The sequence below is a fragment of the Robiginitalea biformata HTCC2501 genome (assembly GCF_000024125.1).
GTDB lineage: Bacteria > Bacteroidota > Bacteroidia > Flavobacteriales > Flavobacteriaceae > Robiginitalea > Robiginitalea biformata.
The window spans coordinates 1,707,060-1,729,940 of the sequence record NC_013222.1 but is presented as its reverse complement, the minus strand read 5'-3'; the positions used below and the strand labels follow the sequence as shown (position 1 = coordinate 1,729,940).

Annotated in this window: 20 protein-coding genes; 12 read left to right on the top strand and 8 right to left on the bottom strand. The window is 56.1% G+C overall.

Annotation, left to right across the window (positions count from 1 at the left end):
• Entirely contained in the window at positions 1-489 is a 489-nt protein-coding gene (locus RB2501_RS07690; RefSeq protein ID WP_148214317.1) for a DUF4920 domain-containing protein, read from the bottom strand.
• Between the two features lie 105 nt (positions 490-594).
• Here RB2501_RS07690 and RB2501_RS07685 point away from each other — a divergent pair, with 105 nt between their 5' ends.
• Entirely contained in the window at positions 595-1,662 is a 1,068-nt protein-coding gene (locus tag RB2501_RS07685) for a branched-chain amino acid aminotransferase (protein ID WP_015754203.1), read from the top strand.
• Positions 1,663-1,666: 4 nt separating this feature from the next.
• Here the strand turns inward: RB2501_RS07685 and RB2501_RS07680 are convergent, their stop codons facing one another.
• The gene (locus tag RB2501_RS07680) at positions 1,667-2,062 is read right to left on the bottom strand and encodes a pyrophosphohydrolase domain-containing protein (protein WP_015754202.1); all 396 of its coding nucleotides are present in this window, start codon (positions 2,060-2,062) and stop codon (positions 1,667-1,669) included.
• Between the two features lie 372 nt (positions 2,063-2,434).
• Here RB2501_RS07680 and RB2501_RS07670 point away from each other — a divergent pair, with 372 nt between their 5' ends.
• Positions 2,435-2,614, top strand: a complete 180-nt coding sequence (locus tag RB2501_RS07670; protein ID WP_015754200.1) for a hypothetical protein — start codon at positions 2,435-2,437, stop codon at positions 2,612-2,614.
• A gap of 73 nt (positions 2,615-2,687) precedes the next feature.
• Positions 2,688-3,059 carry a fluoride efflux transporter CrcB gene (gene crcB / locus RB2501_RS07665; RefSeq protein WP_015754199.1) on the top strand — a complete coding sequence of 124 codons (372 nt, stop codon included), beginning with the start codon at positions 2,688-2,690 and terminating at the stop codon, positions 3,057-3,059.
• A 21-nt stretch (positions 3,060-3,080) separates the two neighbouring features.
• Here the strand turns inward: crcB and RB2501_RS16235 are convergent, their stop codons facing one another.
• Positions 3,081-3,221, bottom strand: coding sequence for a hypothetical protein (locus tag RB2501_RS16235; protein ID WP_015754198.1), 141 nt, complete (start codon positions 3,219-3,221; stop codon positions 3,081-3,083).
• A gap of 129 nt (positions 3,222-3,350) precedes the next feature.
• Between RB2501_RS16235 and RB2501_RS07660 the strand changes: the two genes are divergently transcribed.
• The 3 genes from RB2501_RS07660 to RB2501_RS07650 all read left to right on the top strand — a co-directional run bounded on the left by RB2501_RS07660 (position 3,351) and on the right by RB2501_RS07650 (position 6,214).
• Entirely contained in the window at positions 3,351-3,689 is a 339-nt protein-coding gene (locus RB2501_RS07660) for a P-II family nitrogen regulator (protein ID WP_015754197.1), read from the top strand.
• Between the two features lie 25 nt (positions 3,690-3,714).
• Entirely contained in the window at positions 3,715-4,959 is a 1,245-nt protein-coding gene (locus RB2501_RS07655; RefSeq protein WP_041327073.1) for an ammonium transporter, read from the top strand.
• 115 nt (positions 4,960-5,074) lie between these two features.
• A complete protein-coding gene (locus RB2501_RS07650; protein WP_015754195.1) occupies positions 5,075-6,214 on the top strand; it encodes a porin in 1,140 nt (379 codons plus the stop codon).
• A 183-nt stretch (positions 6,215-6,397) separates the two neighbouring features.
• Here RB2501_RS07650 and RB2501_RS07645 read toward each other — a convergent pair whose 3' ends face one another.
• From RB2501_RS07645 to RB2501_RS07635, 3 genes are all read right to left on the bottom strand, one after another.
• Positions 6,398-7,063 carry a DUF1684 domain-containing protein gene (locus RB2501_RS07645; protein ID WP_238528116.1) on the bottom strand — a complete coding sequence of 222 codons (666 nt, stop codon included), beginning with the start codon at positions 7,061-7,063 and terminating at the stop codon, positions 6,398-6,400.
• A gap of 363 nt (positions 7,064-7,426) precedes the next feature.
• Positions 7,427-8,842, bottom strand: coding sequence for a hypothetical protein (locus tag RB2501_RS07640; protein ID WP_015754193.1), 1,416 nt, complete (start codon positions 8,840-8,842; stop codon positions 7,427-7,429).
• Positions 8,843-8,924: 82 nt separating this feature from the next.
• On the bottom strand, positions 8,925-9,410 hold the full coding sequence (locus RB2501_RS07635) for an Lrp/AsnC family transcriptional regulator (protein WP_015754192.1): 486 nt from the start codon (positions 9,408-9,410) through the stop codon (positions 8,925-8,927).
• A gap of 113 nt (positions 9,411-9,523) precedes the next feature.
• On the opposite strand from RB2501_RS07635, the gene RB2501_RS07630 reads away from it, so the two are divergent.
• Complete coding sequence (locus RB2501_RS07630; protein WP_015754191.1) at positions 9,524-9,913, top strand: hypothetical protein; 390 nt, start codon at positions 9,524-9,526, stop codon at positions 9,911-9,913.
• Positions 9,914-9,915: 2 nt separating this feature from the next.
• On the opposite strand, the gene RB2501_RS07625 is transcribed toward RB2501_RS07630, so the two are convergent.
• Positions 9,916-13,386, bottom strand: a complete 3,471-nt coding sequence (locus RB2501_RS07625) for a methylmalonyl-CoA mutase family protein (RefSeq protein WP_015754190.1) — start codon at positions 13,384-13,386, stop codon at positions 9,916-9,918.
• 137 nt (positions 13,387-13,523) lie between these two features.
• Between RB2501_RS07625 and purU the strand changes: the two genes are divergently transcribed.
• From purU to RB2501_RS07600, 5 genes are all read left to right on the top strand, one after another.
• Entirely contained in the window at positions 13,524-14,372 is an 849-nt protein-coding gene (gene purU, locus RB2501_RS07620; RefSeq protein WP_015754189.1) for a formyltetrahydrofolate deformylase, read from the top strand.
• Between the two features lie 99 nt (positions 14,373-14,471).
• Complete coding sequence (locus RB2501_RS07615; protein ID WP_015754188.1) at positions 14,472-15,194, top strand: DUF4197 domain-containing protein; 723 nt, start codon at positions 14,472-14,474, stop codon at positions 15,192-15,194.
• Between the two features lie 477 nt (positions 15,195-15,671).
• Positions 15,672-17,189, top strand: coding sequence for a helix-turn-helix domain-containing protein (locus RB2501_RS07610; RefSeq protein WP_015754187.1), 1,518 nt, complete (start codon positions 15,672-15,674; stop codon positions 17,187-17,189).
• Positions 17,190-17,396: 207 nt separating this feature from the next.
• Positions 17,397-20,417 carry a SusC/RagA family TonB-linked outer membrane protein gene (locus tag RB2501_RS07605; protein ID WP_015754186.1) on the top strand — a complete coding sequence of 1,007 codons (3,021 nt, stop codon included), beginning with the start codon at positions 17,397-17,399 and terminating at the stop codon, positions 20,415-20,417.
• 11 nt (positions 20,418-20,428) lie between these two features.
• Positions 20,429-21,838, top strand: a complete 1,410-nt coding sequence (locus RB2501_RS07600) for a RagB/SusD family nutrient uptake outer membrane protein (protein ID WP_015754185.1) — start codon at positions 20,429-20,431, stop codon at positions 21,836-21,838.
• 353 nt (positions 21,839-22,191) lie between these two features.
• Here RB2501_RS07600 and RB2501_RS07595 read toward each other — a convergent pair whose 3' ends face one another.
• Positions 22,192-22,722 carry a hypothetical protein gene (locus RB2501_RS07595; protein WP_041327071.1) on the bottom strand — a complete coding sequence of 177 codons (531 nt, stop codon included), beginning with the start codon at positions 22,720-22,722 and terminating at the stop codon, positions 22,192-22,194.
• Positions 22,723-22,881 lie beyond the last annotated feature (159 nt).

The window sequence follows — 22,881 nt, the reverse complement described above, 5'->3', positions numbered from 1 at the left end:
TCAATGATAGATACGTACGCCTTCTGCTTCGAATCCAGGCTCCCGGGACACCCCCCGGATCAACCGGATTTCCTCCTCCGGTTTCCCTGCATCCGCCGCGAGGTGCCGGCGCTCTTCCTCAGAAACCTCCGAAATAAAGGCCACCCCGCTAACCACAACTTCCTGCCCGGCGATATCTTTCGGCACAAAGAAACCGTAGTCTTTAAACCGAACCATGACCGGTTCCCCTTCCGGCAGGGCAAGGCGCATCCAGCAACCCTTGGCCTGGCAAACGTCCACCACCCGGGCGCGGAAGACGGAACGCACGGAATCGCGGGCCTGCAGCCCGTCAAAAAGCCGGGCAGCTTCGGGGGCATCGTCCGCCCCGATCGCCCGGGCCTCAGCTATCGGGGCCCCGACGGCCAGAAAATCGGCCCCGGATTGGGTGAAAGCGCTCCCGGGCACCAGCAGTACGAGGAGCAAGGCGCAATACATATATGGATTTCTCATTGCCAGCGGGTTTTTATTTTCGACTCCAAAAGTCCGCAATTTCGGGCGAAAAAAGAAAGCCCCCCTAAAGATATTTCCTTAATTTTACCACCTGAATCCCACGTTATGAGCATCACAATCAATGAGATCCCTGTAAAACGAGTTGATAAATCCCGACTGCCTGAGGTCGATTTTGACAATCTGGCATTCGGCAGCGTCTTTACCGACCACATGTTCCGCTGCACCTACCGGGAGGGCAGGTGGCAACAAGCCGAAGTCGTTCCCTACGGCCCCCTGACCCTCGACCCCGCTTCAAAAATCTTCCATTACGGACAAAGCGTTTTTGAGGGGATGAAGGCGTACAGGGATTCAGATGGCAAAGCCTGGCTGTTCCGCCCCGAGGAAAATCAGCGCCGATTGAATATTTCTGCATCCCGGATGGCCATCCCGGAACTCCCCGACGGGTTGTTTATGGAAGGCCTCAAGGCCCTGTTGGAGGTAGATCGCGACTGGATTCCCGGCCAATCCGGCAGTTCGTTGTACATCCGGCCGTTTATCTTCGCCTCAGGGACGGGTTTTCACGCCTCCCCGGCCGACGCGTTCACATTTATCATCGCATGCGCCCCGTCCGGGTCGTATTTCTCCGGCAAGGTCAGCGTTAAGATCGAGGAAGCTTATTCCCGCGCAGCTGACGGGGGAACCGGGTTTGCCAAAGCCGGCGGAAATTACGCGGGGCAGTTCTACCCCACCCAACTGGCGGCAAGGGATGGATTCCAGCAGGTTATCTGGACGGACGACCACCGGCATGAATACATCGAAGAAGCCGGGGCGATGAATATTTTTGTGCGGATCGGGGATACGTTGATGACGGCCCCCACCAGCGACCGCATCCTCGACGGGATTACCCGGAAAAGCATCCTCCAGCTGGCGGAATCAGAAGGTATCCCGGTGGAAGTTCGCAAGATCAGGGTTGCAGAAGTAGTCGAAGCGTCGAAAAACGGTTCCCTTCGGGAAATGTTCGGTGCCGGGACGGCAGCAGTGGTCTCGCCGATCAGCAGTTTCGGCTACCGGGATGAACTCTTTGAACTGCCGGAACCGGAAGACAGCTACGCGGCGCATTTCAAGAAGCGTATCACGGATATCCAGTACAACCGGGCGGAAGATCCGTTCGGCTGGCGCTACCCGCTGGGGTAACCGCTTATTGGCCGGACCCGTTGAGAACCGCGGGGATGTCCGGGCTGAAATATCCGGGCCCCTTCAGGACTTTGCCGTCCTCGCGATAAATCGGCTTCCCGTCCGCCCCCAACTTGCTCATGTTGCTTTGTTGGATCGCATCGAACACCTCCTCGATTTTCTCTTGCATGCCGTGCTCCAGGATGGTACCGCAAAGGATGTAGAGCATATCCCCCAGGGCGTCGGCTACTTCCACCAGGTCGCCGTTGGCGGCTGCCTCCAGGTATTCTTCGTTCTCTTCCTGCATGAGCCGGAACCGGAGCAGGTTGGTTTCCTCCCCGAGGTCCGCCCGGGGCTCCTCCGATATGCCAAGCCCGAACGCCCGATGGAATTCGGCAACGGCATTTAGTTGGTGTTTCATCAATGAATGGGGTATTTGGATGGTTAATGAATGGAATTCGCGTAAATTTGCGCTAAAAATAACAAGATGTTCAGCCCCGGGCAAATGATCTTCGCCTCGCTCTTCTTCGTCGCTTTCGTCGGGGTTTTGATTGTGATGTACCGGCGCGACAGGAAATGGCTCCGGAAGCAATATAAAGGCACCATTTGGGTGCTTTTACTCTTTATCAGTTTCATAATCCTTTTGCTCCTTCTCAAGTATATCCTCAAAAATTAGGCACCCGCCGTGAGGGAATGACAAAAATATTTGTAATCCCGTCCAAATGAGGGATATGTTACGTATCATATAAGAAATCACGTACTTTTGCGTTATGTTACTAAATAACCTCGGCCAATGACATTATTTATTGCGATTATTTCGGGTCTCGTGTTGGTCAATGCGCTGTTGCTGATCTTCAGTTCGTCCGTTTCGGTCCGCCTGCGCAACCGGATGTCTGCCAATGGCTCCGTGCCGGCTACCTTTAAGATCTATCCGCTGGAATCCGCGGATGCAGATTACCGCAAAGCGGTTTAATCCAAAGTTTTAGTAGTTTTAGGCCCGGACAGGGCCTGTTCCCTCTCCCGAATCTCCCCGATCGGGTTTTTTTATGAAACATTTATTATTGGTTTTTCTGGGCGGCGGCCTGGGTAGCGGCCTGCGTTTCCTGATAGGCAAATACCTCAACCCGGTAATTTCCGGGTTTTACCTGGGAACTTTCCTGGCAAACGTCATCGGGTGCCTCCTCATCGGGATGGTGCTCGGGGCCTCCCTGCGCAACCAATATGTAAACCCGGTGCAGAGCGCTCTGCTTGCTTCGGGATTCTGCGGGGGTTTCACCACTTTTTCCTCTTTCAGCCTCGAACAATTCGGCCTGTTGCGCGACGGCAACTACCTCCCCTTCCTGTTTTATACCCTGGGCAGCCTGGTGGTGGGCTTGCTGGCTGTGGCGCTGGGATTCTGGCTTTCCCGCTGGTTCTGACCTTTTTATCCCGATAATTTTTTACACCTGTAACTTTTTCCCCGGTTTTTGATCGGCAGGTAACAATCCTGCCCTCAGGAACCGGTTTTTCATGCCCGCATGTCGTCGGAAAGGGGCATCTGCATCCCCTTTTTCGTCAATACCATAAAATTTATCCATCATAAAACATATCCCCCAATTTTTTGGGGGTCATTTTATCATAAAGATAAAAATGCCCGCCTATACCCCTATAAAAGGGGGGGTATCTGTGTTTTAATATATATTTGGCCCGATCAACAAAAACTTATACCCATGAAAAAAGTGGAAGCAATCATTCGAAAATCCAAATTTGATGAGGTCAAAAAGGCCCTCCATCAGATTGAGGTGAATTTCTTCAGTTATTGGGATGTAACCGGTGTCGGCAATGAAAAGCAAGGCCACGTTTACCGGGGCATCTCCTACAGCACGTCGGATATTCAGCGCAGATACCTAGTCGTAGTTGTGTCGGACGATTTCCTTGAGCGCACTGTGAGTACGCTTCTGGAAGCAGCGTATACCGGAAACGTCGGGGACGGCAAAATCTTCGTCTCGGACGTGGTGGAAGCCTACCGAATCAGAACAAAGGAAAACGGCCACGCCGGCATCAACTAATCTAACCAACCCAAAGAAATTTATTATGGATACAGGATTATTCACTGCAAACAACGTCTGGATGATGGTATGCACCGCCCTGGTGTTCTTCATGCATACCGGATTTGCCTTTCTGGAGATCGGATTGACGCGCCAGAAAAATACCATCAACATTCTCTTTAAAAACATTTTTATCATCACCGTCGGACTCCTGATGTACTACATCGGTGGCTTTAACCTGATGTATCCGGGCGAATTCAACGGATTCCTCGGGTTTGCCGGCTTTGGCCTGGAAACGGATGCCGCCGGCCTCACGCCGGAATACGCCGACGGGGGATACACCTACTGGACGGACTTCCTCTTCCAGGGCATGTTTGCCGCAACGGCGGCCACTATTGTGTCAGGGGCAGTTGCCGAACGGATCAAAATCGGACCCTTCATGGTCTTTACCATTATCTATGTAGGTCTGGTTTACCCGATTGTCGGTTCCTGGCAATGGGGCGGCGGGTTCCTCTCCACCCTGGGCGGGGACGATGCCGGATTCTACGACTTTGCCGGTTCTACCCTGGTACACTCCGTTGGAGGTTGGGGTGCCCTGATTGCCATCTGGCTGCTGGGCTCCAGAATCGGGAAATTCGATGAGGACGGGAAACCCAAGGCGATACCGGGCCACAATAATCCGCTGGCAACCGCGGGCGTCCTTGTACTCTGGTTGGGTTGGTTCGGGTTCAACGGCGGGTCCGTACTCTCCGGCGATCCGGCTCTGACCTCCCTGGTGCTCACCACCACCTCCCTGGCAGCCGCTGCCGGTGGCGTCAGCGCTTTTCTGGTCTCAACCCTCGCCTATAAGAATTACGACCTGACCATGTTCCTGAACGGAATCCTGGGCGGGCTCGTGGGAATCACCGCGGGGGCCGACCTGATGTCGCCCAATGAAGCCGTAGTTATCGGGCTGATTGCCGGGGCCATTATCGTAGGGGGTGTAGCCCTGATCGACCGGATCCGCCTCGACGACCCGGTGGGTGCCGTAACCGTCCACCTGATCTGCGGTATCTGGGGAACCCTGGCCGTTGGCATATTCGGCGACAAAGCCGGCATGGACCAGTTTCTGTACCAGCTCACCGGCGTGGGCGCTGCAGGCGTCTTCTGCATCGTCACGGCTGCCATCATCATCCTTGCCCTCAAGAAGACCGTGGGAATCCGCGTCTCCAGGGAAGAAGAACTCGAAGGACTGGATATCCACGAGCACGGCATGGACGCCTACTCGGACTTCCGTTTAAACCAACACTAATAGCTAAAAAGGAAAACGGAGCGTTTGGCAGAACGCTCCGTTTATAACCCATTTCCATTGCAATTGTAACTAACAATTTAAAACACTCCGATACCGGAGTATAATCTCTAGCAATATGAAACAGATTAACAACACAATTTACATAAAATTCCTGCTACTGGCAGCCGTCCTGTTTTCCTCTGCTCAGCTGAGCGCACAAGACGAAGAAGCAACCAGCTGGACCGACGGTTTTAGCCTGAGCGGTTCCGTTGACGCCTATTACCGGGCAAATCTCAACGGTCTGAACAAAGTCATGCTCGACGAAAACGGCGATGCGATCGCCTTCCCGTCGGCCCCGGGGAGTTCCTTTGCGAACGATACGGGATTTGCCATCGGGATGGCCAATGCCATCCTCTCCTACGAGCACGGTAACGTCGGGGCGGTTGCAGACCTGGTATTCGGCCCCCGTGGGGAAGACGCCGTCTTCAACTCCTTCGGATCGCCGGCCATCGTCAACCAGTTGTACGTTTACTGGAACGTATCCGAATCCGTCACGCTGACCTTTGGTAATTTCAACACCTTCCTGGGGTACGAGGTAATCTCGCCGGTTGCGAACTTCAACTACAGTACCTCCTATATGTTCTCGTACGGTCCGTTCAGCCATACCGGCCTGAAAGCGGACTTTGCCCTGAGCGACGACGTATCCCTGATGCTGGCGGTTATGAACCCGACAGACTGGACGGAATTCGACCCGTTCGGCTCCCCTTCGTTTGGGGCGCAGCTGGGCTACGCCGGCCAGTTCCTGAACCTGCTCTACGGCAAGCAGGGATTCACCGAGTTCTTTGACACTACCACCGGGGAATTTGTGGATACAGACGCAAAGGCGCTCTTCCAGATAGACTACACCGGAGGCTTTGACCTTTCGGAGGATTTCTTCCTCGGGATCAACGCCACCTACCAGGATACGGACGGAACCGGGTTCTACGGCGTTGCCCTCTACCCGCAATACCAGACCTCCGAGAATTTCGCTATCGGCCTGCGGGGGGAATATTTCTCCGAAATGGAGAATTACGGAGCTATCGGAGCAGTTGCCCCGGATGCCAGCGTCATCGCCATTACCCTCACCGGTAGTGCGACCGTAGGAGACCACCTGATTATCAAGCCCGAGATCCGCTTTGACAGCGCCTCGGAAGACAGCGTCTATTTTGTAGACGGCGATCTGGAAATCGGCGACAGCCTCGCCTCTTTTGTCCTGGCAGCCGTCTATTCCTTCTGATCAATCGATTTTAACGCCGCCCATTTGTTTAGTTTGGTTAATGGTGAGGACCCCTGGCATTTGTGCCGGGGGTTCTCTTTTTTGGGGCACCCGTAGGAGAGTTTAAGGGACTCCGGGAAGGAAGTTTAAGTGGTGTCCGGCCGGGGCTATAAAGGGCAGAGCGCCCGGCCGGCGGTTGTGAGATTACGGCGATTGCCTCAAGGGGGCCTGTGATTTGCGATAGGCCCGGACCCCGGCATAGACCGGGATGTCCAGGTCGTTTACGCTTGGAACAATCGGACAGGAGTATTTCGGGTTGTAGGCGCAATACGGGTTGTAAGCCGTGTTGAAATCCAGCAGGATGGAATCTCCCGCCGGGATACGAAGGTCGATGTACCGGCCGCCCTCATAGGTTTCCTTTCCGTTGGTGGCATCCGTAAACGGGAGGAAAAGGTAATCCTCAAAGCCCTCCTGCATCATCAGGTCCGGGCTCTGGTATACTTCGAGTTCAAAAGGCCGTCCCTGCAATTCAAACCGCAGGATTCCATAGGTGCGCTCCAGGGCCATCCGGTCGGTGGTGGTCGGCATCTCAAACGGCAGGGCCCCGGGGGTCCGAACCAGTTGGGCCATCACCTGATAGGTGGTGTCCGGTTCAAAAAAATCGAGGCCAGGAAACCCACCGATCTGTTCCGGGGATAGCGGGCTTATTTCCGGGTCCCTGAATTCCCCATTGAGCTCTTCCTGAAAGGCGCGGATGGAAGCAAGCCCGCGAGATGCGGGTTCCGGGATATCTGCCGTAACGGATTCGTGGTAGCGCTTGCCGTCCCGGCAGGATTGCATTCCGCCCGCCAGCAACAACCCCCCAAGCACTATCAAGGGTAAGGATTTGTACGAATAACACATAGGTCTGAAAGGTTTGAAAGGGGGGAATTTCAATCCCTAAAAATAACGATTTCCAAAAAGCTACAGAGGTTTTTACCAAATTTCCCGGAAGCAGTTGCAGGTTGCATCCCCTGTCATTCATACCGTTTTATGCAGAAACACCGCCGGCTGATCTCGGGTGGGCAATGACTCTATCGGAAGCGGGGCCGGAGCATTCGTGACACAGCGGGGGAATCTGCAGCGCAGCCGGGGAATCTGCAACGCAGCCGGGGAATCTGCAGCGCAGCCGGGAAATTCCTAGCGCGGTCCGGGTATCCGCAGCGCGGTCCGGGAAACCGAAGCCGCCAACGGCTATTCCGGGATTTCGTATCGGGCTTCCTGCAGGTATTTTTCAACCAGGGCATTGAATTCCGGGCTGATACGCAGCAATGCCGTGTGTTCGAGATCGTACAATCGCTGCCGGTCTGCATACCCGGTCTTCAGCAATTCCTCCAGGTAGAAAAGGGCCGTCCCGAAATCGTCGTATTTGGAGGCAAGGGAAATAACCGTAAGGTAATTGGCGGGCACCTCCGGGTCGATCAGGGTTTTCAGCATATGCAGCAATACCAGCGCATCGTCATCGGGCTGTTCCCCCGCCGTCCGGGCAATCCGGATGTAGTCGTCGGCCAGGGCCCGGAGATAGCCTTCCAGCCGCAGTCCAAGGCGCTGGTCTTCGGGTGAAGCACCCGCTTTGTATTTGGCAATCGTCTCCAATTGGTGCCGCCACCAGCCCAGGTTGTCCAGGTTAAAATTGAGCACATCCTCTTCCAGGTAATAGGCGTAGTCCTGCCGGAGGATTTCCTCTTTAAGGGCGAGGTTGGCGGCTTCCCGTTTGCGGGTCCGATACGCGCTGGTCCGACGCAGGCTTCTCTGGGCATCCTTCAGGTCGCCGGTATCGGCCAGGCCGTCGAAGAGGTCGATGGCTTGTTCCAGCATGTTGTAGGCTACCAGCACATCCCCCTGCTGCCGCATGACATCGGACCGGGAACGGTATCCCTGAAGTGTCTCCCGGACCAATACGCTGTCCGTAGGAATCACCCCGGCCTTAATCGCCAGCAGCGTTAAAGTGGCCACCCCGAGGCCCAACAGGTCCTCGTCGGGCAGGCCCCCGGAACCGTTGTAGTATAGCTGGTGGTGATCCAGGCGTTTGCGGCTGAGCGGCTCTTCGGCAAGCCGCATATTCGGGTAGCGGTAATCCGAACGGCTGAGCAGGGCCACATAATCGAAGGGTTCCCGGGCATTGAGCAGTTCCGTATTGGGCGGCCCGGCCCCGGCAGTCAATACCCCGGATACGGCCCGGACCAGGTTGGGCATCAGGCTCGCGAACTCCCCCCCTTTCCCAATGCCTGCAGCGTAAAGGCGGTCTTTGTCCAGCGGGAGGATGCCGTGGAGGAATTCGAGGCTCCTTGCAAAGCGCAGCACCCCGTCGGTGAGTTGGGTACTATCGACCAGTTTTCGTGAGGCCGCCAGGATATATCCGTTCAGTTCGGCAGCCCCCTGGAAATATCGCAGGGCCCGGTTGGTATCCCCGGAAAAATCACATACAAATAATACGGGCCATGAGCCGGCAGGATCGAAATCCGAGGGGAGGTAAATACTCAAATCCTGCCCGATGGAATCGATGACCGGCAGGTTTTCATTGATGGCTCCCTTCTTGAGCCGGAGTTCCTGCGCCTGGGCCGTGAATGCAGACAGCAGCACGAGGAAAAGGAAGTACGATTTTTTCATAGCAACACCCAATCAAAAACCCCGCCAAAACAAGTTTCCATGCGCTTTAGCGGCCGGGCAGTAATGGGACATTTAAAGATAATCAAATATCCTTTTCTCCGCCACCAATGGGCGGAAGGTCCGAAATCCTGCGGATGGGCGCATTGGAGATCACCTCGGAGAGGATGATATGCGTCCGGGTCTCCCCGTACTGGATCAGCTGGTCAATAAAGCGCTCCAGGTGGAACTGATCCCTGAATACCACCTCCATGATGATGTTCTCGTTTCCGGTGATCCGGTAACAATTGATCACCTCTTCCAGGTTGCGTACCTGCTCCAGGAAGGGTTTGAGTTTTCCCATAAAAGCCCGGAGCATGATGATGGCCTTTAACTGGTAACCCACCCGGTTATGGGATACCTGGGTCCAATACCCTTCAATTACGCCGAGGTCTTCGAGTCGTTTGACCCGCTCCGCCACTGCCGGGGGCGTCAGCCCGATGGAACGGCCAATCCCGGCCAGGGAAGCGCGGGCATTTTTCTGCAGGGCTGCCAGGATATTCCAATGCAGCTTATCGAGTTTAATATTCAAGGTGTTTTTGTTTAAATACTTTAATTATTTAGGAAAAATAATACTTTCCATTTAAATAATTAATTATATCCACTCAATTTCAGCGGTATCTTTATGGAAAATTGAAAGAGAAAATGTCCTACGAGCGCATCGCAAAATTGCCCGTTTATCGCCAGGCCGTGGCATTGCGGACCATGAGCCGCGAAATCGCCTCCTTTGTCACCCATAACAAGGACCTGCTCACACTCGGGCATTCAAACAGCCTGAGGGACCATATTGCCGATTCCCTGCTGACGGATGCCATCCTGATCCCCCAGCACATTGCACGGGCCGAGAATTCTTCTTCCCTGGCCATCCGGCAGCGAAGCGTACATTTTATCAATGTGATGACCCGGAACCTCTACGCATATTGCAAGGGGCTCGAAAAAGACGGGGTGCGGGAAAGGGAATACCTGGACTTGCTGCGCAAGGAGGTCAAGCGTTTCCGGCAGTCTTTCAAGAAATGGCGCAAGAGCGTCTCCTGAACCTACATATTCCGGCGGTACTGCCCGCCCACTTCAAACAACGCCCGGGTCACCTCCCCGAGCGAACAGTATTTGCAGACTTCCATTAAAACGGCAAACAGGTTTTCATTCCGCACGGCGGCCTCCTTGAGCCGATCAAGCCAAACTGTAGCCTGTTCCCTGTGCTGTTTGCGGATGCGCTCCAGGGTTTCGATCTGGGCCTTTTTCTCCGCTTCTGTTGCCCGGATGACCTCCTTGGGGAGGATGGTGGGCGACCCCTTGGAACTCAGGAAGGTATTTACCCCGATAATCGGGTATTCCCCGCTGTGCTTCAGGGTCTCGTAATGCAGGCTTTCCTCCTGGATTCGGGAACGCTGGTACATGGTTTCCATGGCCCCGAGCACCCCTCCCCTTTCGGTAATCCGGTCGAACTCTGCCAGCACGGCCTCCTCGACCAGGTCGGTGAGTTCCTCGATGATAAAGCTGCCCTGGAGCGGGTTCTCGTTTTTGGCCAGGCCGAGTTCCTTGTTGATGATGAGCTGGATGGCCATTGCGCGCCGCACGGATTCCTCGGTAGGGGTGGTGATGGCCTCGTCGTAGGCATTTGTATGCAGGGAGTTGCAATTGTCGTAAATGGCATAGAGGGCCTGCAGCGTGGTACGGATATCGTTAAAATCGATTTCCTGGGCGTGCAGGCTCCTGCCGGAGGTCTGGATATGGTATTTGAGCATCTGTGCCCGGGGTCCCGCACCGTATTTTTCCTTCATCGCCCTGGCCCAGATCCGCCGGGCCACCCGGCCGATCACCGCGTATTCCGGGTCGATGCCGTTGGAGAAGAAAAAGGAGAGGTTCGGCCCGAACCGGTCGATGTCCATCCCCCGGCTCAGGTAGTATTCCACATAGGTAAAACCGTTGGCCAGGGTAAAGGCGAGCTGGGTGATCGGGTTGGCCCCTGCCTCGGCGATATGGTAGCCCGAAATAGACACCGAATAGAAGTTCCGCACCTCGTTTTCGATGAAATATTCCTGTACGTCCCCCATGAGCCGCAGGGCAAATTCAGTGGAAAATATACAGGTGTTCTGCGCCTGGTCCTCCTTGAGGATATCCGCCTGGACGGTCCCCCGGACTGAACGCAGCGTCTCGCTGCGGATCCGGCTGTACACATCGTCCGGCAGCACGTCGGCCCCGGTAAGCCCCAGGAGCCGGAGCCCCAGCCCGTCGTTTCCTTCGGGCAATTCCCCCCGGTATTCCGGTCGATCGACGCCCTTTTCCTTAAAGTAAGCCGCAATCCGCGCTTCCACTTCTTTTTCGAGGCCGTTCTCCGCAATGTACTTTTCGCAGTTTTGGTCGATGGCCGCGTTCAGGAAGAAGGCCAGCAGCATCGGGGCGGGCCCGTTGATGGTCATACTCACCGAAGTCATCGGGTCGCTCAGGTCAAAGCCGCTGTAGAGTTTCTTTGCGTCGTCCAGACAGCAGACGGACACCCCTGCATTCCCGATCTTCCCGTAGATATCCGGACGGTGCCCGGGATCATTCCCGTACAGGGTCACCGAGTCAAAAGCAGTGGACAGACGCTTGGCGGGCATATCGAGGCTGACATAGTGAAAACGCCGGTTGGTGCGTTCCGGCCCGCCTTCGCCGGCAAACATCCGGGTGGGGTCCTCCCCTTTCCGCTTAAAGGGATACAGGCCGGCTGTATACGGATAGCGCCCTGGTACGTTTTCCCGGAGCTGCCACTGCAGCACATCCCCCCAAGCCCGATAGGCCGGCAGCGCAACCTTGGGAATCTTTAAATGGGAGAGCGATTCCGTATGGGTCTCCATGGTGAGCTCCCTGCCGCGGACCTTAAAACGGTATTCGGGCTCCCGATAGCGTTGTTTGAGCGCTTGCCATCCCAGCAGGAGGTCCCAGTTATGCGGGTCCAGGTCCTTCCGGAGATTTTCAAAGGCTTCCGCGAGCGCGTCGAGGGCTTGCCTGCGGGAAGCCGGGATGTCGGCGGTCTCCGCCACCTTCTCCAACTCCCCGGCCAGTAATCCATCCTTCCCCAGCAAGGGCATGTCGCCGTCGGCACCTGCAACGCCCGCCAGGGTACACATTGCCCGGTAGAGGCCGTAGAGCTCATCGGCAACCCGAGCCTGCTGCTGCGCCTGGTGTTCATAGGCCCGGTTGGCCTCTGCAATTTCCGAGAGGTAGCGGGTACGGGCAGGCGGGATGATATAGATCTTCTCCGGTTCTTCCTGTTCCGGGGCATGCGACCCTGTGGCCCATCCCGCACCGGCCTCCCCGAGTTGTTGCATGACCGCTGCGTAGAGGCGGTTCATCCCCGGGTCGTTGAACTGGGACGCGATGGTGCCGTAAACGGGCAGGTCCGAATCGCCGGGTTCCCAGATGCCGTGGTTCCGCTTGTACTGTTTCTTCACGTCCCGGAGCGCGTCCTGCGCCCCCCGTTTGTCGAATTTGTTGATGGCCACCAGGTCGGCAAAATCGAGCATGTCGATCTTTTCCAACTGGGTGGCCGCCCCGAATTCAGGGGTCATGACATAGAGGGATACGTCCGAGTGCTCCAGGATCTCCGTGTCCGACTGGCCGATGCCCGAGGTTTCGAGAATCACCAGGTCAAAACCGGCTGCCCGGAGCACGGAAACCGCTTCACCCACGTGTTTGGACAGGGCGAGGTTCGACTGGCGGGTAGCCAAAGAGCGCATGTAGACATTCGGGTGGTGAATGGCATTCATCCGGATCCGGTCGCCCAGGAGGGCGCCCCCCGTTTTGCGCTTGGAAGGGTCTACCGAAATAATGCCGACGGTCCGCTCCGGGAATTCGGAGAGGAACCTCCGTACCAATTCGTCTACCAGGCTGCTCTTACCCGCGCCGCCCGTACCCGTGATCCCGAGAACGGGAACCGGGTTCAGGGTCTGCGGCAGTTCCCCTGCCAAGGAGGAATAGGCCTCCGGACGGTTCTCCGCCAGGCTGATCATCCGGGCAATGACGCGCGGATCCCTGGCAGCCAGTGCCTTTTTAAGGGGTTGCTCCTCCGGCATGGGGATTTCGGCCACTGCGAAATCGGAGGAAGCCACCAGGTCGTTGATCATGCCCTGCAGGCCCAGTTCCCGGCCGTCGTCCGGGGAGTAAATGCGCGTAATTCCGTAATCCATCAATTCCCGGATCTCCTCCGGCAGGATGACGCCCCCACCCCCGCCGAAGATGCGGATATGTCCCGCTCCCTTCTCCCGCAGCAGGTCGTGCATATAGCGGAAATATTCGTTGTGGCCGCCCTGGTAGGAGGTCATGGCAATCGCATTGGCGTCTTCCTGGATGGCGCAATCCACCACCTCGGCAACGCTGCGGTCGTGCCCCAGGTGGATCACCTCCACCCCGGTTGCCTGGATAATCCGGCGCATAATATTGATGGCCGCATCGTGCCCGTCGAACAGGGAGGCCGCCGTGACGATCCGGATTTTGTGGGTCGGTTTATAGGGTTTTGAAGCTTCCATAGATTTCCAGCTGGTATTCGATACACTATTGCCGAATTGCCAGTGAAAGGCAGGTTCGGTTTCGGATTTTACAAAAATAAGAAGGGAATTCCCAACCCTGTTAATAATCTTTTATTTTTACCCAAATTCCAAATGGCATGATCGCCACGATCCTTATCCACTGCCCGGACCAGCCGGGCATTATACATTCAGTCACCGGGTTTATCCACAAGCGCGGGGGGAATGTCGTGTACCTGGACCAGCATGTGGAAAAGGAAGACCGGGTATTCTTTATGAGGCTGCAGGCGGATTTCCGCCAGGACACCTGGGAGGAGCCGTCTTTCCGGGAAGCATTCGGCAAGGGCCCGGCCACTACCTACGCAATGGAGTGGAGGCTGTACCTGGAAGACCGGAGCCGGATGGCCCTGTTCGTTTCCAAATACAACCACTGCCTCTACGACCTGCTCAGCCGGTACGAGGCCGGCGAACTGAATGCCACCATCCCCTTTATTCTGAGCAACCACCCGGATTGCGAACCGATTGCGCGGCAATTCGATATTCCCTACTACTGCGTCCCCGTAACCCCGGAATCCCGGGAAAAGGCCGAAGCCAGGCAATTGGAACTGCTCCGGGAGCACCAGGTAGACTGCATTGTACTGGCGCGCTACATGCAGATTATCGGGCCGTCCCTGATCGCGGCCTACCCGAACCGGATCCTGAACATCCACCATTCCTTCCTCCCCGCCTTTGCAGGTGCCAAACCCTACCACGCCGCCTTTGCCAGGGGGGTAAAAATCATCGGTGCCACCAGTCATTACGTTACGGAGGAACTGGACGAAGGCCCCATCATTGCCCAGGACGTCACGCCGGTTTCCCACATGCACACGGTTTCTGATTTTATCGCCAAAGGGCGGGATCTGGAAAAAATCGTACTGGCACGGGCCGTTCAGCTCCACCTGCATCGCAAAACGCTCGTCTACAACAATAAAACGGTGATCTTTGCCTGATGCCATCGGGAATTCCTGCCCGGACCAGCCCAATAATTCACCTCCGCAAGCGTTTAACAAGATACCCCCTAACCGGCGGTATCATCAATAGAGTTCACCATGATAAAAAAAACGCTGCTTTCCCTAATCCTGATTGCGTCGGTTTCCTGCGGGGAACTCCAGCAGGTCATCGACCAGTTGCCGGACGGGGAGGGGATTTCCGAGGCCGAAATAGGCCAGGGCCTGCGGCAGGCCCTGAACCAGGGAATTGAGAACCAGGTTACCCGCCTGGCCCGGGAAAACGGGTTTTACGGGAATGAGGCGGTCCGCATCCTCCTGCCGGAACAACTGCAGAAGGTAGACCGGACCCTGCGCAGCATCGGCCTGGGGAACCTGGCGGACGAGGGCCTCTTACTGCTCAACCGGGCCGCGGAGGATGCCGTAGGACGGGCCACCCCCATTTTTGTGGATGCCGTTTCCGGGATATCCTTTGCGGATGCCCGGCAAATCCTCCTGGGCGATGATGACGCAGCCACCCGATACCTCGAGGGGCGGACGGCAACCTCCCTGTATAATTCCTTTAACCCGGTGATCCGCGAATCGTTTGAGCGGGTAGGTGCCGACAGGGTCTGGGAACAGCTGATAACCCGCTACAACAACATCCCCCTGGTAGACCGCGTCAATCCCGACCTGTCCGATTATGTAACACAGCAGGCCCTTGAAGGCGTGTTCCTGATGATCGAGCAAGAAGAATCCGAGATCCGGTCCAGCATCTCCTCCAGGACCACGGTCCTGATGAAAAGGGTATTTGCCCTGCAGGACGGTTTCGGTACCGGGCAATAGCTTTGGCCCGGGTTATACAAGAGCTTTGGTCCGGGTTATACAATAGCTTTGGCCCGGGTTATACATGATCCGAAGTATTGCCGGTGCAGTCCCGAAAAATTTTAACAACCTGTATACTAAATCCTTGCACGCACCCGTTAGTTTATATAGAGGGAGTGCAATTCTTTAACAGCTTTTTACGATTCCTCCGGGTATAGTAAGAATTGACAACGAGTCTTGCGCAACAACATTTTTTGAGTTAGTATTTTTGAGTTAGTTAGTTTAGAAAGCCCCGGGGTTACGCAGCCCCGGGGTTTTTTAATGCCCGCTTCCAGCGTGCGGCACACCTCACCTACCCCGTTATAAATTGCTCAAGTACAGGGGTAAAAGTTGATCGGGGCTTACCTCTTTTAATAAAATTTTAAGAATTCGCCTGTTAATAAATACTAACTTCAAAGTGCTAATTCATCAATCAATCAAATGAGGCGAATCGTTTTAATGATCATCCTTGCTGTTTGCGGGTTTCAAGGTTATCCTACCGACCCTATCGACTTAAACGCCTATTCGATACCCGAAACGCTATTCCTCCAACAGTCAGACACCGTCTTATCCGGGGCGGAACAGGAACGCACCCTACGGGAAACCGTGCGTTTCTACGAAACGGCCCTTGCCGGCAATGCTGCAGCAGACAGCACCCGGGCGTTGCGGCACCTCGCGTTCAGCTATGCCCAGTTGGAAGAGGCCGGTAAGGCTGCGGAATACCTGCGGAAATACCTCCACAGCGAGTTCCGGCCGGCCGTCCTGGGAAGCGTATTTTTTGACCCGGTTCGGGAAAGTCCCGAGTTTCGGCGGGTACAGGAAACGTATACCCCCCGGCTGAGTGCCTGGACATTTATCTACCTGTACGTGGGGCTGATTGGCTTTTATATCGCCGCCATCCTGTTCCTGCACAGGCGCATCGACCAAACGGCCCGGTTGCTGGTCGGCAGTTTTGTCTTCATTCATTCGGTATTTATCCTGCACATCTGCCTGGTCATATCCAACTACCAATTTGAATTCCCCCACAGCTACCTGATGTCCACAGGGTTTTCCTTCCTGTACGGCCCCCTGCTCTACATGTACTTCAAAAGGACCACCCAGAATTACCGTTTCCGGCCCGCCGACCTGTTGCACCTGCTTCCCACCGTGCTCCTCCTGCTCCTGCTGATCCCCATTTACAACCAGTCCGGCGGCGAGAAACTCGGTCTGATGCTGGATCGGGTCCGCAACGGGATCAACCCCTCAGACTCTGCCAACCTGGTCCTGATCGTATCGGCCAAACTCGGTTCCCTGATGTTATACGGCTGGCTGATCCGGCGGGAATTCATTCGAAAACTCCGGCGGGAGGCCGAACCCGGCCTGAAGACCCGCTGGATGCGCAATATCTACCGGATCCACGTCGCCTATATTGTATGTTATGCCATCTACGGTACACTGATCATTTACCAGGAAACCCCTGGCGGCCTGCTCTACCACGCCCAGGTCCTGGCCATGTCGCTGATGGTGCTCTATGTGGGGTATTTTGCCAGCCTCCGACCCCAGGTATTCAGCCTGGGCCTTTCCCTGGACAAGCCGATCTTCGGCAAATACAAGAAATCCGGGCTCACCGAAAGCCTTTCCTGCGAGCTCCGGGACAAACTCCTGATACTCTTTGACCGGGATGAAATCTATCGAGAAAACGACCTGAACCTGGAGACGCTGGCCGAGCGAATGGAAACCACCCGCCACAATGCTTCGCAGGTAATCAATGAGCACTTCCGGCTGAGTTTCCACGAACTGGTCAACAAATACCGGATTGAACAGGCCAAGCAACTCCTCCTCACCGACTACCAGGGCAACCTGAATATCATCGACATTGCCTACGAGGTGGGCTACAACAACAAGGTCACTTTCAACAAGGCGTTTAAAAAGGATACGCAACTCACGCCCAGCCAGTACCAGGCCCAACGCCGGGAACTCCATGTAAAGGAGGCGTAAACTTTCTTCGGCTTCCGTAAACGTTTATAAGGATTACCCCTGTTTATCGCGCTTCCGGCTACTTTGGCCGGAAATGTGTACGTAAGGCTGCCATCCCTGGGAACTTTTGAAGCCTTTACTCGGACCTTTTCGTATTGGGCACATTTTGGATTACGTCAGTCAATTTTCCTCAGGAGGCAGCCGCGCGTACTTCTTAAAAGCGCAACTATGAAATACAAGAACCATTTGTGTTGCCTGGCGGCCCTTCTGACCCTTTTCCAGCTGCAGGCACAAGACCAGAAAACAATCAGCGGTACCATTACGGACCAGGACAACATCCCCCTCCCGGGGGTCAACATCCTGGTGGACGGCACGGACCGGGGTACCCAATCGGACTTTGACGGGAATTACCAGATCGCCGCAGCGGAAGGCGACGTATTGGTATTTTCCTACCTGGGTCAGCAGACCGTCCGCCGCACGGTTGGCGCATCCGGCGTCATGAATGTGACCATGCAGGAGGACGCCCAGGCCCTGGAGGAGGTAGTCGTAATCGGTTACGGAAACCAGGAAGAGCGGAAAATTATCCAGAATGTCGGCATTGTCAAGGAAGAAGCCATCGAGAACCTGCAGGTCACCTCGGCCGACCAGCTGTTGCAGGGGCAATCGGCGGGTACGCAGATCGTCAACTCCTCCGGGGTGCTCGGGTCGGCCTCGGTCATCCGCGTGCGTGGGGTCAATTCCATTAACTCGGGGAGCCAGCCGCTCATTGTGATCGACGGGGTACCCATTACAGACACCGAGACCAACACGCTGCAGCGCGGCGGGAATACGGGCGTTAACCCGCTTTCTTACGTAAACCCGAATGACATCGCCTCCCTGACCGTCCTGAAGGATGCCGGGGCAACCTCTATCTACGGGTCGCGGGGTGCAAATGGCGTCATCCTGATTACCACCAAGAAGGGCCGCAAAAACCAGCAGGCAACCGTTACCCTGGATATCAGCACGCAATACACCCGGGCTACAGACGTGCCGGAAATCCTCTCGGCCGACGAATTCCGCCGGTTTAAATCGGAGGTGGCCAGCATCCAGCAGGGCACTGAGGTAACACCGGAGGATTTGGGCCTCGGGGCCATCGGGTCCGGGGGCACGGACTGGCTCGCCGGGGTACAGCGGACCGGCATTTCCCAGCGGTACAACCTGGGCATCCGGGGCGGCACGGAAAACACCACTTATTTTATCGGCCTGGATTTCCAGGATGCCGAGGGGTTTATCATCGGGAACGACCAGCAGCGGGCTGGTGCCCGGATCAACCTGGAAACCGAGGTATCCGAGTGGCTGACTGCCGGGATGAACCTCGGGATTACGAATAACCGGCTGAACCGGGTTGGGGTTGAGAACAACACCTTCGCCCCCTTTACCACGGCTTTCCTGCAAAGCCCGGTGGTGGAGGCCTATGACAGCGAGGGGAATTTTGCCCAGTCCGGGTCCTTCATACCGAACATCTTCGCGATTGTGGCATTGGATACGGACGAGCTGAAAACCTTCCGGACCATTGGGAATTTTTATGCGGAAATCACCCCCTTCAGGAACCTGACCTACCGGGCGGAATTCGGAGTCGACAAACTGGAACTGGAAGAATTCCTCCGCAGCGCGGAATTCAATACACCCGGGGGCGTGGCCCAGCAGATTAATGTGGCCGAAGACCGCTGGCTCACCAACCAGACGCTGACCTATGCGAATACCTTCGGGGAATCGCACAACCTCACCGCACTGGTGGGCCTCAATTACGAGGAAACCCTGAACACGCGGACGAATGTTTCAGCCACCGGGTTCCTCTCGGACGACCTGCGCAACCTCGGGTCCGGATCTACCCCCACCGTCCTGAACGGGGACCGGAACCCAAACCGCCTTTACGGGCTCTTTTCGCGCGTCTCCTATGACTACGCCGGAAAATACCTGGTGGAAGGTTCCATCCGCCGGGACGGGTCCTCCCGATTCGGGGCAAACAACCGGTACGGGTATTTCTGGTCGGCCGCTGCCGGCTGGGTCCTTTCCTCAGAAAACTTCATGGAAGACGCCACCTGGCTCGACTACCTCTCCCTCCGGGCCAGTATCGGTACGGTGGGGAACGACCGGCTGGGCTCCTTCCCGTCGCTGGGCCTCTTCAACGCCGGGGCCATCGCCGACTACAACGGCGAGTCCGGAGTCATCCCGAACCAACCCGAAAACCCGGACCTGAAATGGGAGGAGAGCGAGACCATCGACGTCGGTTTTAAATCCGCCCTTTTCGGCGGCCGCCTGAACCTGAATGTGTCCTATTTCAAGAAAACCACCAGCGACCTGCTGTTGAACCAGGTGCTGCCTCCCCAGACCGGGTTTGCCACCATCAGCCGGAATATCGGCGAAATGGAAAACAGCGGGTGGGAATTTGAACTGAGTACGGTCAATGTGCGGACGGAGGATTTTGAATGGCGGACCAACCTGAACCTGGCTACCATCGACAACCAGGTACTCAGGTTGAACGAAGACGCCGCCACCGACCCCCAGGGCCGGCGGATCATCGACGGCCCGATCCAACGCGCCATCGAAGGGGAATCCCTCAACAATTTCTACCTGATTCGCTATGTGGGGGTCAACCCCCAGACGGGGGACGCCGAATGGCTGGACGCCGACGGCAATATCACCACCACCCCGGGCACGGACGACCGGGTGGTAACAGGCAGCCCGCTACCGGACTTCTCGGGCGGTATTACGAATACCTTCCGGTTCTTTGACTTCGACCTGTCTGTACTGATGAACTATTCCTACGGAAACGACATCGTCATCGACGGCCTGCGGTTTGCAGATGGGAACGACGCCATCGGGGGGATTGTAAACATCCGGCGGCAAAACCTGAATTTCTGGCGGGAACCCGGCGACAACGCCTACCTGCCGAGCCCGACAAGCCCGACATTCAACCTGTTCAACCAGCGGTCGTCCCAGCAGCAACTGGACGGCTCCTACCTGCGGCTCAAGAACATTACCCTGGGGTACAACCTGCCGCAACGGGCGCTGGACCAGATCGGAAATATCTTCAGCGGGGTCCGGTTCTACTTCACGGGCACCAACCTGTTCACCATCAAGGGAGACGAACTCGAAGGGATTGACCCGGAGGTGACGGACGATATCGACCCGCTTTTCCAGGGAGAATCCTTCTTTACAGCGCCCCAGTCCAAATCCTATTTGTTCGGCGCAAGACTTCAATTCTAAAAAAACATACTATGAAATCTATCAAGATACTCGCATTACTACTCGGAATCGGCCTGCTCTTCAGTTGTGAAGACCGGCTGGATGTGGTGCCTGAGGACCAGGTAGCCTCCAATACCGTATTCAACAGCCTGGCCACTATCAACGGAACGGTTGTAGGGATCTACAGCAAAAACCAGAGCGGGGACCTCAACGGGATGGCCCAGTTGATGGGGGATTTTATGGCGGACGACGTCAACTTCGTCGGAAGTTTCCCCTCTCTACAGGAAATCGACGAGTTCCAGACCCTGGCCACCAACACCTCTATCGACAATATCTGGCTGGACGGGTATGAACTGATCGGGGCCGCCAACAACGTGATTCAAAACCTGCCGCCCGTGACGGATATTACCGGGCTTGACGAGGCCACAAAAGCGCAGTTTGTGGCCGAAGCCAAATTCCTGCGGGCGGTAACCTATCTGAAACTGGTGAACCTGTTTGCCCAGCCCTACCAGTTTGCACAGGGAAGCAACCTGGGGGTCCCCCTGGTACTCCAGCCGTTCGAAGGCGGGGATATTTCAGCCTTCCAGCTGGAGCGGTCTTCGGTGAATGAAGTCCACGCCCAGATTGAACAGGACCTGCTAGAGGCCATCCCGGACCTCCCGGCCGAAAACGGGGTGCGGGCGGAATCCGGAGCCGCCATGGCGCTGCTGGCGCGGCTCTATCTCTACCGGGAACAATGGTCCCAGGCGGCCGAGATGGCCAACCAGGTGATCGGCTCGGGGAACTACGCCCTGGCAGGCACCTATGACTTCTACGACGACAACCCGGGATCTTCGGAGCATATTTTTGTGGTGGTAAACACCCCGACGGACGGGCCGCAGGAGGCCGCCGGGTCGGACGAAGTGTACGTGAACTTTTACAACCCGGCTCCCGGCGGGCGGGGTGACGCCCCCTTCAGCCAGGATTTGCTGGACGCCTTTGCAGCGGAGCCCGGGGATCTCCGGTTTACCACGCTGTCGCAGGCGGCTACCGATGCCGGGGGCAATGACACCTTTTTTACGCTGAAATATCCGGACGTGGTTAACAACGCCTCGGACGGCATGGTCCTGCGCATCACGGAGATGTACCTGATCCGGGCCGAAGCGAACCTGCGGGGCGGGACCTCCATCGGGGCAACCCCCCTGGAGGATATCAACCTGTTGCGCGACCGGGCGGGCCTCGGGCCGCTGGGGACCGTAGACCTGGACGCCATCCTGAACGAGCGGCGGAAGGAACTGTGCTTTGAAGGGCATCGTCGGATGGATCTGTTGCGCAATAACCGGAATCTGCGTCCCGGGGGAGGCCCCGAGTCCGAGCCCGGGGCAAATAAGGTGATTTTCCCGATTGTTGAGGATGAAACCACAAACAATCCGAATATCACCCAAAACCCAGGTAATTTCTGATTCTGGTTATTCCAACGCGGTTGTCCGTTGCGTCAACCGGGAAATCCGCGCTTTTTTGCGCGGATTTCTTTTATCCCGGCCATTGTATATCCGGGCCATTGTAAACCCGGCGTAAAAATAGGTCGGATGGGTAAAGGTTTATAAGTATTACCCGGAAACAGAAAGATCCGGGCTTTCTTTGAAGTAGTTTAAAACATATAAAGCCTGGCGGCTCCGAGGTCCATACTCCCTAAAAACATTTCTGTCTCATTTTTTAGTGTAGTATTTGAATTAGCTATCTGACACTCGGGGCCGCCATTTTATTATTGGAACTGCCATCCTTAAACTGCACCCCCCTTAAACGGCAGCCCTGCTTATTCTGCTCGACGGTAAATCCCGTCAAAAAGCGTCTGCACGACCTCCCCGCCTTCCAACACTTGCCAGTGCTGCCGGACGGTTCCGTCCTCCCGGGGCGTCCAGGTAATCCGGTTGACCCGGTCTTTGCCGGAAGAGAGCCGGACGGGTTCGGAAGCCAGCACCATGGCGCCATCCTCCGGCCCGCCGCGCAGTTTGAGCACATACCCGGAATTATCGACCCAAAGCTGTTCCCAGGCCTCATCCCCGGAGTTGTAGTAATTCAGGCTGGTTCCGGTTGTGCCATTCCCGGCGGTTTCCCAGTGCTCCTGCAATACGCACCCCCCCTGTATTCTCTCGATCCGGTTGGTCCCCAAAACGGATCCGTCCGGTCCGGTTACCTCCCACTCCCCGATCCAGAAATCGAAGGCACGGTGCATCTCGGTGCAGCAATTGCAGGAAGAGTCAGGTGGGTTCTCCTGTCCCCGGGCGGTTACCAGGGGCATCAGGGCCATTAAAAAACATCCAACAGTTATTCGGATTCCTTTCATAATATATCGCGCTTTCCCTAAAGATACAAAACCCGCAGAGCCCCCGGTGAAGTCCAACCGGCAGGGCCCATTCCGTACGGGCGATTCCCGAAATCGGCCGGAACGGCCCCGTTTTGTGAATAAATCGATAGGTGAACGTTAAAAAATAGACAAATGACC